This is a genomic window from Campylobacter peloridis LMG 23910 (genome assembly GCF_000816785.1).
GTDB classification, from domain to species: domain Bacteria; phylum Campylobacterota; class Campylobacteria; order Campylobacterales; family Campylobacteraceae; genus Campylobacter_D; species Campylobacter_D peloridis.
In genome coordinates this window covers 1-14,113 of record NZ_CP007766.1, presented here as the reverse complement: position 1 = coordinate 14,113, position 14,113 = coordinate 1, and the positions used below count along the sequence as shown (strand labels likewise).

Sequence of the window (14,113 nt, the reverse complement as noted above, 5' to 3'; positions counted from 1 at the left end):
TAATGTTAGCTGACAAACTTAAACCTTTTTTAGCACGCTTTGATGAGTTAAATACTCTTCTTAGTGATGTTAATATCTCCAATGATGTTTCCAAAATGACTGCTCTATCTAAAGAGCAAAAAAATCTAGAACCCATAGTAGAAAAAGCACAAGAATACCTCAAAACTTTAAATGATATAGAAGAAAATAAACTTCTTTTATCTGATACAGAATTAGGTGAACTTGCAAAAGAAGAGCTAAAAAATTTAGAAGTTTTAAAACCTCAACTTGAAGAGGAATTAAAAATTCTTTTACTTCCTAAAGATCCAAATGATGATAAAAATATTTTCTTAGAAATTCGCGCAGGAACAGGCGGAGATGAAGCTTCTTTATTTGTTGGAGATTTAGTAAAAGCTTATATACGCTATGCTGAAAATCGTGACTATAAATATGAAATCGTAAGTTCAAGCGAAGGTAGTGTAGGTGGATTTAAAGAAATTATTATACTTATAAAAGGAAGTGGGGCTTATTCAAGATTAAAATACGAAGGTGGAACACATAGGGTTCAAAGAGTTCCTCAAACAGAATCTCAAGGGAGAGTGCATACTTCAGCTATCACAGTAGCTATCATGCCTGAAGTTGATGATGTGGAAATTCAAATCAATCCCAATGATTTAAAAATCGATGTTATGAGAAGTAGTGGACATGGTGGACAAAGTGTAAATACCACAGATAGTGCTGTTAGAATCACGCATATCCCAACAGGTATAGTCGTAGTAAATCAAGATGGCAAAAGTCAACATAAAAATAAAGAAAGTGCTATGAAGGTATTAAAAGCAAGGCTCTTTGAAATGCAAGAGCAAGAACGCCTAGCTAAAGAAAGCGAAGCTAGAAAATCACAAGTTGGAAGTGGTGATAGAAGCGAACGCATACGCACTTATAATTTTCCACAAAATAGAATTAGCGATCATAGAATTAACCTTACTTTATATAGACTTGATGCGATTTTAGAAGGTGGTCTTTTTGATGAGATTATCGAACCATTAATCGCTTACTATCAATCAGAAGCTTTAAAACAAGAAAATTTATAAATTCTTGTTTTTAATATATTTTTCAGTATTTGCTAATTGTATATAATGTTCTTCATTAAAATTCACTAACAACGATGCAAGCTTCATAACCCTAAATTTTTCCATAGAAATTAATTTTTTGCTATCTTTTAAAATTATAGCCATCAAATGCGACATTACTTTATGTAGCCATATATTTTTATATTTTGAATTAGCTGAATGATATCTTCCTATAGCATCCCAATTAAAACCATATTTTTGAATAAGCTCATGGAGCAATCTTGCAGCTGTGTCTATATTAACACTAGGTTTTATAATATCTTTTTCTTTGAGTCCAAAGCGTTGTAAATGAATACTATTAATTTGCATCAAACCATAATCTTTAGTTTTATTTTTGTTTTTTCCTATGATATCGTGTTTATATTTTGCATTTTCAGTAAGTGATATAGCTTTAAGTAAAACCATAGGTATATTGTATTTTTTAGCAGCTTGTTTGAATTCTTTATCATACTTGTAAAAATTTTCTGGTATATAGGTATTTGCTATAAAAATTTTTGTTTCATATGTTAAAGCATAATTAAAAATCATTACTAAAAATAAAATTATTTTAAACATATACTTCCTTGATATAAATAATTATTTTATAATCTCTTTTATGGTTAGTTGAGGAGTTATTAAACCTTTGAAGTTATTTTTAGAAATACTAGCGATAAAATCTATATTTTCACCAAGTTTTGGTTCATGATCAAAATTAAAAAATAAAGCTTCTAAAGTTTTATTCCCTTGGGTTAAAATCAATTTCATATGACTTTCATCTTTGCCTATTTTTTTCTTATTTTTTACAAGAAGTTGGCTAAATTTAAAATGTGGCTTAGGATTTTTATGGCCATAAGGTTCAAAAGACTCTAAAAGTTCTAGTAATTCAAAATCTACTTCATTTGGATCAATACTACCTAAAACTTCCTCTGTATTGTAAAAATCTTCTTTTGGAATACTTTGACAAATATCATTAAGTTTGTTTTTGAAAGATTCTAAATTTTCAAGCTCTACCATAACCCCTGCAGCACCTTTGTGTCCACCATAGCTTAAAACAAATTCTTTGGCTTGTTCTATAACATTTAAAATATCTATTTTACCTACACTTCTAACACTAGCTTTAGCCTTTTGCTCACATTCTGAAAAAACAAAAGCAGGTTTGTTAAAATGTTTTGCTAAACGCGATGCAACTATACCTAAAACTCCTTCATGCCAATTTTGCCCATTGACTATAATCACAGGATGATTTTCATTAACTTGCTCTAAGCATTGCTTAAAAAGCTCTCGTTCTTCATCTTTGCGATTATTATTGTAAGCGATAATTTGCTCTAAATACTTCATCACTTCATTTATATTTTTAGAATGCAAAAATTTATAAGAAATAATCGCATCATCCATTCTTCCTGCACTATTTATCAAAGGTGCAATCAAAAAACCAATATTTTCAAGTTCAAATTTATCTTTTCCAAAACACTGCTTAATAGCTTTAAATGCTGCTCGTTTTGAGTCATTAATACATTCTATACCTTTTCTAACTAATGCTCTATTTAAGTCTCTAAGCTCCATCATATCTGCGATTATAGCTATAGCTAAAAGTTCTATAAATTTACACATATTATAATTAATCTTACAAACTTCTTTTAAAGCAGCAACTAAATACCATGCTACTTGAGCCCCACAAATTTCAATATCTGGAAATTCGCAATCTTTTTGCTTTGGATTGATAATAGCATACGCTTTTGGTAAATTTTCTGGTGGCATGTGATGATCAGTAATGATTAAATCAATTCCTTTTTGTAAGCAAAGTTCTGCAGCCTCAAATGCTGCTATGCCATTATCCACCGTGATGATTAAATCTACCTTATCAAGTTCATTGATAATTTCTTCATTTAAGCCATAACCATCTTTAAAACGATTTGGAATTTTTACCACATAATCAAAACCAATATCATCAAAAAATTCAGATAAAATCACACATGATATCACCCCATCAACATCATAATCACCCACTATAGCTACTTTTTGATTTTTTTCAATAGCTTCTTTAATGCGTAAAGCACCTTTATAAACATCTTTCAAGCAAGATGGCATAGGTAAATCACAAAGTTTTACATGAGTATCATTTACAAAACGCTGATGTAAAATTTCTTTTATCTTAGCTTTAGTTAGCATAGTTTTTTTCTAAAGAAGCATTTATAAAAGAAAAAATTGCTGGATTAACATTAACTAAGCGTGAAGTAAATTCTGGATGAAACTGCACAGCTAAAAAGAATGGATGATCTTTAAGCTCCACAGCCTCAACCAAACCTTCATTTTCGCCACTAATAATCATTCCATTTTTTTCAAACATTTCTTTGTATTTTGGATTTGCTTCATAGCGGTGGCGGTGGCGTTCTTTAACACTCTTTTCACCTTTATAAACCCTGCTTAAAAGCGTATTTTCTTTGATATAACATTCATAAGCACCAAGACGCATAGTCCCACCAAGTGGAGTTTTGCTTGTTCTAATTTGCTTTTTTCCACTTCCATCAATAAATTCATCAATTAAAAAGATAATTGGATTTTTACAATTTTCATCAAATTCATGAGAATTAGCATCTTCAAGTTTTAAAACATTTCTAGCAAATTCCACTAAAGAAAGCTGCATACCCAAACAAATTCCTAAAAATGGAATTTTATTTTCTCTTGCATATTGTATGGCTTTGATTTTTCCTTCTACTCCGCGGTATCCAAAGCCTCCTGCTACTAAAATTCCACTTACATCTTTAAAATGTTCTTTTATGTTTGAATTTTCTAGTTTTTCGCTATCAATCCATTTTAAATTTACCCTTGCATCAAGTGCTGCACCTGCATGGATGATAGCTTCTGTTAAGCTTTTATAACTTTCTTTTAAATCCACATATTTTCCAACAAAAGCTATACTAAGTTCATTACTTGGAGCGATAACTCTTTTTACTAAACAATCCCATTCATTCATATTTGGTTTTAAATTTTTTAAATCAAGTAAATTAGCTATGGAATTTAAAATATCTTGTTTTAAAAAATTAAGTGGAATTTGATAAATGCTAGCAGCATCCACACTTTCTATAACGCAGTTTTTCTCTACTCCGCATGAAATTGCGATTTTATCTTTTAATTCTCTGTCTAAAGATTTTTCACTTCTGCAAATAATCATATCAGGGCTAATCCCTATACGGCGTAATTCCCCAACGCTATGCTGAGTTGGTTTTGTTTTTAATTCCCCTGCTGCTTTTATAAATGGCACTAAGGTTAAATGCACATTCATAGCTTCATTTTTACCCACTTCAAGTTTTAAAGCTCTAATAGCTTCTAAAAATGGCAAACCTTCTATATCGCCAACCGTTCCTCCAATTTCTACTATTAATATATCTTTATCAATTCCTGCTTTTTTTATACGATTTTTTATTTCATCTACTATATGAGGGATTACTTGTATAGTTTTTCCAAGGTATTCTCCTCTTCTTTCTTTTTCTATAACACTTTGATAAACCCTACCTGTGGTAAAATTATTATCTTGAGATAAATTTTCATTCAAAAATCTTTCATAATGTCCTAAGTCAAGATCAGTTTCTGCTCCATCTTCAGTTACAAAAACCTCTCCATGCTCTAAAGGACTCATAGTGCCAGGATCTACATTTATATAAGGATCAGCTTTTAAAATGCTTACTTTTAAACCTGAATTTTTTAAAATCGTGGCAATAGAAGCAGCTGCAATACCCTTGCCTAAAGAACTTAAAACTCCACCTGTTACAAAAATATATTTAGTTTGCTTTAATTTCATAAAATAACCTTAATTTACTTTTTTTAAATTATAACGAATAAAAAATTTTATTTTTATAAACCTTTTTGTAAAATAAGATTATTTTAAAAGGATGCATCAATGAAAGTAACATTGCTAAACTATACTCCATTAAATATATGCTCCCATGCTACTAGGACTTGTTGGCAAAGCTTTGATAAGGGTGATTGTGGTGGCGAAAAAGATAAAGAATTAATCGATCGAGTAGGAAATAAATTCAAACACGCATCAACCTTAGAGCATTTAAACTATACATTTTATATACAAGGAATTTCTCGTGCTTGTTTGCAAGAAGTTGCAAGACATAGACACACAAGCCCAAGTGTAAAAAGCACAAGATATACATTAAAAGAGCTTAGAAATGAAGCTGAATTTAAAGAAAATGATTTTGAAAATGCTAAAAGATATCTAGTTTTAACTGGAAATGAAGTAGTAGATAATGCAAGCATAAAAGCCCTAGAAAATTTACGCTTAATCTTGCAAAATAGCATAAGTTTAGATATAGCAAAATACTGCTTACCAGAAAGCTATAAAACCGAACTCACTTTAACTATAAATGCAAGAAGTTTGCAAAATTTCATTACGCTTAGAAGTTCAAAATCTGCACTTTGGGAGATAAGAAATTTAGCAAATGCTTTATTTGAAAATTTACCCAAAGATCATCAATTTATATTTAAACATTGTGTTTATCAAGAGGAAAATTCCCAAAACTAATTGGGAATTTTCGTTTAGATTTTTTTAAGAAATTCAGTTTTTAAAACTATAACTCCAAATTTATCAACTTTAGCTTCGATTTCTGTTTCTTTACTAGTTAATTTGATATTTTTTATAGTAGTGCCACGCTTTAAAGTTGTGCTAGCTCCTTTAACTTTTAAATCTTTTATAACATTTACACTATCACCTGCACTAAGTTCTGTTCCATTTGCATCTTTTGGCATATATTCTCCTTAGAATTTATAGGTATATCCTAGATATAAACCATAATTAGTTTGTTTAGGATCATAAAAGTTTGAACCTACAGCATTTTGATAGAAATTTCTTGTATTATAATGAGTTTGTTCGGCCTTAAAACCAAATTCTATCTCATTTGAAGGATTTAATTCATATAAAGCACCTATTTTTGCTCCATAAGTATATCCATCAAAATCTTGAGATAATGATAAAAATCTAGTTTTTAAAGTGATATCAGTTCTTGCATATCCACCATAAGCCCCAAAAACAGCTCTTGTTTTTTCAAAAATTTTTGGAGTAAAATCATAACCAAATAAAATTTTATGAGTAGTAAATTCTCCATCTATTTTTAATTTTGGTGTATTGATTACATCACTAAATTCACTAGAATAACTATAAGCACCATAAATTCTATGATTTTCACTAAAACGATAACCTGCTCTTAAGCCAAAAACAGGTATATCACCTTCTAAATCACCATTGTATTTTGTATTTTTATTAGTATGATCAAGATCAGAATTTACTTTAGTATGAAACCATCCAGCATCTACTCCTAAAAATAAACCAGAATTTTCATCAGCTAAAGCTAAATTTGAAACTAAAGCCACACTTGCGATTAAACTTAAAAACTTTATTTTCATAATCTTCCTCCATATTTTTTTACAATAATACAAAATATTATATTATTTTTCTAGTAAAACTAAAGGAATTCTCCTTCTTGTATCGTATTTTTCTCCATAATATTTTGTAAGATAATTAAGAATTTTCTCTTCATCTTCAGCAGGAATTTCCCATAAACCTTCTGAAGCTTGCATCCATCTAATAGCTGCAAGCCAAGCTTGCTTACTTGCACGCATATTAGTAATTAATCCTGATCCATGGCATGCTAAACAATGAGCTTCTACTAAAGGTGAATTTTCATCTATAATTAAGCCTGTATCAGGATTTATTTTATATTGTGAATTTGCAAAAATAAAAGAAAATCCTATACATAAAATTAAAACAATCTTTTTTATCATATTATACTCCAAAAACATTTACTCTATGACAAGCATTATTTATGTAACCATTAGGATTCCATTGTGCTAAAACCATAGGCTGACTATTTCCTTTGTTGTCAATTGCTCTTGCCCAAATTTCATAATATCCTTTAGTAGGAATTGAAATTTGTGCACTCCATTTTTGCCATGCAAGACGATTTAAAGGTTTTTCAACTTTTGCTTTAGTCCAAGTTACACCATAATCATTACTTACATAAACTTCGCTAACTTCAAGTTCACCCGCCCAAGCTTTTCCTCTAACTTCGAATTTTTTATTTGCTTTAATTTTGTCATTATTTTTGATATTAGTTATGATAGATTTAACAGGCATAGATTCTATTATTTTCATTTCGCCTTTAGTTGTAAAATCACCAGGTTTTACAGGATTTACAGGAACTTTGTAAGAAGTTTCCATTTTTTCACCATCATGAACTTTATTTCTTACAACAATTTTTGATAACCATTTACCGCTTGCACTTGCAGGATAACCTCCACAGACTAAACGAAGCGGATAACCATTAATCCAAGGTATATCTTTACCTTCATAAGCCCAAGCAATTAATGTTTCATCTTGCATAGCTTTTTTCATAGGCACACCTCTACTAATAGGAGAAGCTTCTTCGCCATTTAATTTTGTATCGATCCCATAATACCCTATATAAACAGCATCATCTTTTATGCCACAATCTTCTAAAATATCTTTTAATCTAACTCCAGTCCATCTACCACATGCAACTGCTCCATATCCCCATTGAGTTCCTTTAGTGCTAGGTATAACTTCACCTCTTCCATTACCACCGCATTCTAAAGTTAAAGCATAAGTGTAATGTTTAAATTTTTTCTTTAATTCATCTAAAGTATAAGTTTTGGCATTTTTTACACTTTCACCACCAATTTCAAGTGTCCAGCCTTTTTTCATTTTTTCTTTAATTACAGAAAGCTCAGGTGGAATACCATTATTTCTTACAAAGAAATTTTCAGGTTTTGTAAAATCAGAATCTAAAGCATAAATTTGTGTTTCAGCTGTCATAGGTCTTTGCCCATGATAAATCACATCTTTTTTACCTTCTATTTTAAAAGTATCTAATTCTTTAGCAAGAACTTTACTTCCTAAAAAGTAATTATCCAAAGAAACATTTGCTAATGCACTAGCTCCTAAAAGTGTAATACCTAAATTTTTTAAAAATCCCCTACGATCATCTTGTAAATTTTGGTTTTGGTCTAAATGATTTTGCATGTTTTATCCTTCAAATATAATTTCCAGATAAAATTTTAAAGTATTTTTATATAAAATAATATAAAAATTCTCTTATTTGTAATGAAGTGTTTCTAAAAGTAAATGTATTTAAATTTTATGTTTTTAAAATTAATATAATATTGACTTTTAAAGTTAAATTAACTTTAAAAGTTATTTAGGTATTACTAAATCGGATCTACATTCTATAATAGTATGGACATTACCACGCGGATTAAAATCACCTACTACTTTTATCCATTTTGGATCTAATTTTTCTTTTAAGGTATTGTAAATTTCATTTATACTTGCTTCATGTGAAACATTTTTATACATAAAAGTATTTATATAAAGTTTTATAGCTTTAAGCTCTACCACTAATTTATTTGGTATATATTCAAGATAAATAGTAGCAAAATCAGGATATCCACTACGCGGACAACAACACATAAATTCAGGCAAAGTAATTTTAATCACATAATCATTTTTAGCATCATTTGGCCATACTTCTATATTTTCAACATCAAATTCTTTGATTTCTTTTTCACCATATCTCATACAATTTCTCCTATTTAAAATTAAAATTATACAAAAAATTCAAAAGCTTTTTGAATTTCAATTTCATAGTCTTTTTTGATTTCTAAAAAAGGTAAATTAAAATTTTCACATTGTGATTTTAAATACTGATGATTTGATATTAAAATATTTATATTTTCTTTTTCACTGGTTAAACGAGTTTCTATAATATTTTCTTTTTGATAAATTAGCTCATAATTTTGCAAAATATACTCTTTAGAAAAAATTATATAAAGCATTTTAATATAAGAGTTATTTTTAAATTTTTGCATCACTTTAGGAGTAAAATAAATTCCTTCTATAATCAAATTTTGTTTATTTTCTATATTAGTTTTAATTATGCCATCTATAATTGGAAATAAAAAATCACCTATATTTTCATCTTCATCTATTTTAAAAGGAAAATCTTTTAATCCTTTAATCAAACCCATTTTTAAATGATCTAAACTTAAATATGGATAATAAAATTTTTCAAGAAGTTTTTGAGCTAATAAAGTTTTTCCAGTATGACTTTCTCCACCAATCAAAAAAATCATAATACTACCACAAAGATGTTAAACATCCAAATGTTTAACATCTTTAGCGTGAGTTTGTATATATTCACGGCGTGGTTCTACATCATCGCCCATGAAAAGATTAAAGGTATCATTTGCGCTTTGAGCGTCTTCTATAGTGATTTTTAATAAACGACGATTATTTGGATCCATAGTAGTTTCCCATAATTGATCAGGATTCATCTCACCAAGACCTTTATAACGCTGTATATAAGCACCTTTTTTAGCATTTTTTTCTACATCTTCTAAAATTTCTAAAATATCTTTATCAAATTTCAAATCCCTATCTTTGATTTTTTGATATATAAAATTTGCTTCTTCATAAAGTGGATGAGAAAATAAATCATCATTTATTATAAGCTCTTCTAAGCCATTTTCAGTTTGCACATAAAGGCGAATTTCATTTTCATTTATATAAGAATTTAAAATATTATGATTTTGTTTTTGTAAAAATTCTTTTATAATATTAAATAATTCTTCATTATTTGATCTTATAAAATCAGGATTTTCTATCAAATATCTAATCACTGAAATTACATTAAATCTTTTTTCTAATTCTTTTAATACATTTTTATAAGCTGCGACTATCTTTAAAAAATCTTTTAAATCATTTAAGCCTATGCCTTCATAAGGCAAATTTTCTATACCAGTTTCGATCAAATAATCATTTAAAGCTTTTTCATCTTTTAAATAAATTTCTTTTTTTTGTCCTTTTTTATAGCGATATAAAGGCGGTTGAGCTAAATAAATATGGCCATTTGCTACAAGATCATTCATAAAACGGAAGAAAAATGTTAAAAGTAAAGTTTGTATATGAGAGCCATCTACATCAGCATCAGTCATAATAATGATTTTATGATATCTTAATTTTTCTATATCAAAATCATCACCTATTCCACAACCAAAAGCTGTGATCATATTTTGAATTTGTTCGCTTTTTAAAATTTTATCAAGTCTTGCTTTTTCAACATTAAGTATTTTTCCTCTTAAAGGTAAAATAGCTTGAAAAGTTCTCTCTCTACCTTGTTTTGCTGAGCCTCCAGCACTATCACCTTCTACTAGATAAATTTCACTTTCACTTGGATCTTTACTTTGACAATCAGCTAATTTTCCAGGCAAAGTTCCTACACTTGAGCTTTCTTTTTTACGCGTTAATTCTCTTGCTTTTTTAGCCGCTTCTCTACCACGAGCTGCCATTAAAGCTTTATTCATTATAGCTTTTGCTTCTATAGGATTTTCTTCAAAATATTTTGTCAAATATTCAAATGTGGCTTTAGAAACTATAGGACGAACATAACTTGATCCTAATTTTCCTTTAGTTTGTCCTTCAAATTGAGGTTCAGGAACTTTTACACTCACAATAGCTATTAAACCTTCTCTTACATCTTCACCTGTAATTTTAGAATCTTTTTCTCTAGCACTTGCATTTGCTTCTATATAATTGCTTATAACTCTTGTAAGTCCCATTCTAAAACCAGCTTCGTGAGTTCCACCATCTGGAGTTTTAATATTATTTACAAAAGAAAGTAAATTTTCACTATAACTATCATTATAAAGTAAAGCTACTTCAACATTTACATCTTCTTCATCTACATTAAAAAATATAGCTTTAGTTAGAGCTTGTTTTTTATTTAAATCCGTTACAAATTGAGAAATTCCACCTTCATAATGAAAACTTTCACTTTTACCTACACGATTATCTTTAAAATTTATAGTAATTTTTGGATTTAAATATGCAAGTTCGCGAAATCTTTTAGCTAAAATTTCATAATCAAATTCTGTTATTTCAAATATTTTATCATCAGGCCAAAATTCTATTATAGTTCCTGTTTTATTTGTTTTTCCTATAATTTCAAATTCACTTATTATTTTGCCTTCTGAAAATTCTTGTCTATAAATTTGTCCATCTCTATGAACTGTAGCAATTAACTTTTTTGATAAAGCATTTACAACACTTACACCAACTCCATGCAAACCGCCTGAAACTTTATAAGTATCTTTATCAAATTTACCACCAGCATGTAAAATAGTCAAAACAACGGTTAAAGTAGGAATATTTTCACTTGGATGTATATCAACAGGAATTCCTCTACCATTATCACTTACTATACAAGAACCTTCATTTGTAATTTCTATATTAATTTCGTTACAAAATCCAGCCATAGCTTCATCTATAGAATTATCAACTACTTCATATATCATATGATGTAATCCGCCTATATTTGTATCTCCTATATACATACCTGGGCGTTTTCTAACTGCTTCTAAGCCTTTTAAAACTTTTATATTTTCAGCGCCATATTGTTTATTTTCTTGCATTTATTTTCCTTATAAAATTACTGGCATAATCACAGTTTGTAGTTCTTCACTTGATACTAAAAATGCCATATGAGGTTCATTAATGCTTAATTTAAAAGTTTCACTTTCAATTGAATTTAAAAAATCTGTAATGAATTTATTTTTTATGCAAAGGTTAAATTCCTCATCTATATCAAGTTCTATATCAAGTTCAGTTTTTGCTTCCATATTGTCTAAACTTACGCCTTCAAATACAAGTTTATTTTTATGAAAATTTAATTTCATTTTTTCAGTAATTACATTAATTTTTTTCAAAGAATCTATAAAATCTTCAGTTTTAAAGATAAATTCTTTTGTAATATTTTTTGGAATTACTCTTTCATAATCAGGAAATTTATCATTAATCAATTTTGTGAAAAATTCAAAATTATCATTTTTTGCAATAAGCATATTTTCATCATAATAAATTTCAATTTTCTCAAAAAATATTTTTTGCATTTCTAAGATAGCTTTTTTAGGAATACAAAGATTAAATTCTTTATCATTTGTTTTATTTAAAGTAAAAATAGCTAATCTTTTAGTATCTGTTCCTACAAAATTTATATGAGTAGTTTTTATATCAAGTAATGCACCATTTAAAGAATATTTTGGATTATTTGTATCTACAGCAGGTAGAATTTTTTTCAAAGATCTACTTAAATCACTAGAATCTATATCAAATTTATCTTTACCTTCAGTACTTGGAAAATTTGGAAAGTCTTCATAATTAAACATAGGAAGTTTATATTTTGTTCCTTTTTGTCTTATAAAAAGGAAATTTTCTATAGTTTCTAATACAACATCTTCATTATTTAAATTTTTTATAATATCTAAAATACTTTTTGCATTTGCTGTTGCAAAACCTGAATTTTCTACTTTTATTTTTTTAATTTTATAGTTTATTCCTATTTCATAATCACTTGCTCTAATGATTAATTTATCTTCATTAACTTCAAAAAGTAGATGTGAGGCTATATTGCTTGAGTCTTTTTTGTCTACATAAGAGTTAGTTAAAACTATAGCTGATTCAAGAGTGTTTTTGTTTATACTGATTTTCATTTTTTCTTCCTTCTGTTTTTTAAAATTTATTTTATCATAATAATAAGTAATGTGAAAATGTGAAATGCTTTTTAAAAGCCTTTTTTTATAGAAATTTTCTTTGTGAGATAATTTTTTTTATTTTTCACATTTATTCACATAGAACTTTTTATTTTTGTTAAAATTTTATTTTTTAATTCATCTATGATAATTTTTAAATTTTCATTTTCTTTTATAAGTTCTTGAATTTTTTTAATATTATGTGAAATTGCTGTATGATCTTTCATATTAAAAAATCTTGCAAGTTGAGGCATAGACATAGTTGTAAGTTCTCTTGCTAAAAAAATTACTACTCTTCTTGCTATAACTATATTTTGTGTTTTTTTATTTGATTTTATATCGTTTGGTTTTAAGTTATATGTTTTTGAAACTTCTAATAAAATATCATCTATACTGATATTTTCTTTTGTTTCTTTTATGTGATCTTTCATAAAACTTTTAACTATTTCTAAAGTAATTTCTTGGTTAAAAAGTCTTGCTTGGGCATTTAAATTTGTTATCATACCTTCTATTTCTCTGATATTATCTCCCATTGAAGTTGCTATATAATTTATTACTTCAGATTTTAAATCAATCGCATTGAAATCACATTTTTTCTTTATAATAGCAATTTTTGTATCAAGTTGAGGAGGAGTTATATCTGCGATAATTCCATTTGCAAAACGGCTTTTTAGACGCTCTGTTATACCTTTTAGCATATTTGGAGGATTATCACTTGTCATTACTATTTGGCCAAATTTTTCTTTTATTTCATTGAAAGTGTGAAAAAATTCTTCTTGAATTTTGTCAGTTTTTCCTAAAAACTGCACATCATCTATAAGTAAAACATCACAATTTTTATATTTTTCATGAAATTTATTCATAGTTTTATTATTTAGATGAGATGTAAAATCATTTATAAAATTTTCACTAGTAGCATAAATTACTTTTTTTCCATTTTCTAAACATGCATTACCAACAGCTTGCAATAAATGAGTTTTGCCAAGCCCTGTTGGTCCATATATAAAAATAGGATTATATAAAACTCCCAATTTTTCTGTAGCAGATTTACATGTTCCGTGTGCAAAAACATTAGAATCACCTACTACAAAACTTTCAAAAGTAAAAGATGGATTTAATATAGTGCTTTGTGTTTTAATTTGTGAAACATCTACTTTAAAATTATTTTTATTGTATTGTATTTCATTTGTGATAATGTTTATTTGAGGATTTATGCCTGTTTTTACTTCATAAAAATAGGCTAATTTTTGTGCATATTTTGTTTGTATAAATTTAGCCAAGAAATAATTAGGTGCTATAAATACTAAAACATTGTTTTTGCTTAATTTTTCACTAAAATGTAGCTGTGAAATATAAGTTTCATATTCGTTGTCGCTGATTTCTGATTTAAATTCTTGTAAAAAATCTTTAATATTCAT

14 protein-coding genes are annotated in these 14,113 nt (G+C 27.8%); 2 read left to right on the top strand and 12 right to left on the bottom strand.

The genetic code is table 11. The annotated features are described in order from the left end of the window. The first annotated feature begins 2 nt into the window (after nt 1–2). Nucleotides 3–1,070 (top strand): peptide chain release factor 1, encoded by a 1,068-nt coding sequence (gene prfA, locus CPEL_RS00070; protein WP_044598067.1) that lies wholly within the window; start codon nt 3–5, stop codon nt 1,068–1,070. Here prfA and CPEL_RS08660 read toward each other — a convergent pair. The 3 genes from CPEL_RS08660 to CPEL_RS00055 are packed head-to-tail and all read right to left on the bottom strand — an operon-like array spanning nt 1,065 to nt 4,887. Continuing rightward, nucleotides 1,065–1,664 carry a lytic transglycosylase domain-containing protein gene (locus CPEL_RS08660; RefSeq protein ID WP_049984547.1) on the bottom strand — a complete coding sequence of 200 codons (600 nt, stop codon included), beginning with the start codon at nt 1,662–1,664 and terminating at the stop codon, nt 1,065–1,067. The two genes, prfA and CPEL_RS08660, sit on opposite strands and share 6 nt — an antisense overlap. Before the next feature lie 21 nt (nt 1,665–1,685). After that, entirely contained in the window at nt 1,686–3,257 is a 1,572-nt protein-coding gene (recJ, locus tag CPEL_RS00060; protein WP_044598066.1) for a single-stranded-DNA-specific exonuclease RecJ, read from the bottom strand. Beyond that, a complete protein-coding gene (locus CPEL_RS00055) occupies nt 3,247–4,887 on the bottom strand; it encodes a CTP synthase (protein WP_044598065.1) in 1,641 nt (546 codons plus the stop codon). Before CPEL_RS00055 ends, recJ begins: the two co-directional genes overlap by 11 nt. Before the next feature lie 99 nt (nt 4,888–4,986). On the opposite strand from CPEL_RS00055, the gene thyX reads away from it, so the two are divergent. Next, entirely contained in the window at nt 4,987–5,619 is a 633-nt protein-coding gene (thyX, locus tag CPEL_RS00050; RefSeq protein WP_044598064.1) for an FAD-dependent thymidylate synthase, read from the top strand. Nucleotides 5,620–5,633: 14 nt separating this feature from the next. Here the strand turns inward: thyX and CPEL_RS00045 are convergent, their stop codons facing one another. The 9 genes from CPEL_RS00045 to dnaA form a co-directional block, all read right to left on the bottom strand. Then, complete coding sequence (locus CPEL_RS00045) at nt 5,634–5,843, bottom strand: alkylphosphonate utilization protein (RefSeq protein ID WP_044598063.1); 210 nt, start codon at nt 5,841–5,843, stop codon at nt 5,634–5,636. Nucleotides 5,844–5,852: 9 nt separating this feature from the next. After that, nucleotides 5,853–6,497, bottom strand: a complete 645-nt coding sequence (locus CPEL_RS00040; RefSeq protein ID WP_044598062.1) for an outer membrane beta-barrel protein — start codon at nt 6,495–6,497, stop codon at nt 5,853–5,855. A gap of 42 nt (nt 6,498–6,539) precedes the next feature. Further along, nucleotides 6,540–6,872 (bottom strand): sulfite:cytochrome c oxidoreductase monoheme cytochrome C subunit, encoded by a 333-nt coding sequence (gene sorB / locus CPEL_RS00035; protein ID WP_044599454.1) that lies wholly within the window; start codon nt 6,870–6,872, stop codon nt 6,540–6,542. Between the two features lie 4 nt (nt 6,873–6,876). Further along, nucleotides 6,877–8,133, bottom strand: a complete 1,257-nt coding sequence (gene sorA, locus CPEL_RS00030; protein ID WP_044598061.1) for a sulfite:cytochrome c oxidoreductase molybdopterin oxidoreductase subunit — start codon at nt 8,131–8,133, stop codon at nt 6,877–6,879. A 171-nt stretch (nt 8,134–8,304) separates the two neighbouring features. Further along, nucleotides 8,305–8,688, bottom strand: coding sequence for a preQ(1) synthase (queF, locus tag CPEL_RS00025; protein WP_044598060.1), 384 nt, complete (start codon nt 8,686–8,688; stop codon nt 8,305–8,307). Nucleotides 8,689–8,714: 26 nt separating this feature from the next. Further along, complete coding sequence (locus CPEL_RS09475) at nt 8,715–9,242, bottom strand: hypothetical protein (protein ID WP_044598059.1); 528 nt, start codon at nt 9,240–9,242, stop codon at nt 8,715–8,717. Between the two features lie 18 nt (nt 9,243–9,260). Continuing rightward, nucleotides 9,261–11,579, bottom strand: coding sequence for a DNA topoisomerase (ATP-hydrolyzing) subunit B (gyrB, locus tag CPEL_RS00015; protein WP_044598058.1), 2,319 nt, complete (start codon nt 11,577–11,579; stop codon nt 9,261–9,263). 9 nt (nt 11,580–11,588) lie between these two features. Then, nucleotides 11,589–12,656: a DNA polymerase III subunit beta gene (gene dnaN, locus CPEL_RS00010; protein WP_044598057.1), complete on the bottom strand. Its 1,068-nt coding sequence runs from the start codon at nt 12,654–12,656 to the stop codon at nt 11,589–11,591. Between the two features lie 134 nt (nt 12,657–12,790). After that, a complete protein-coding gene (dnaA, locus tag CPEL_RS00005) occupies nt 12,791–14,113 on the bottom strand; it encodes a chromosomal replication initiator protein DnaA (RefSeq protein ID WP_044598056.1) in 1,323 nt (440 codons plus the stop codon).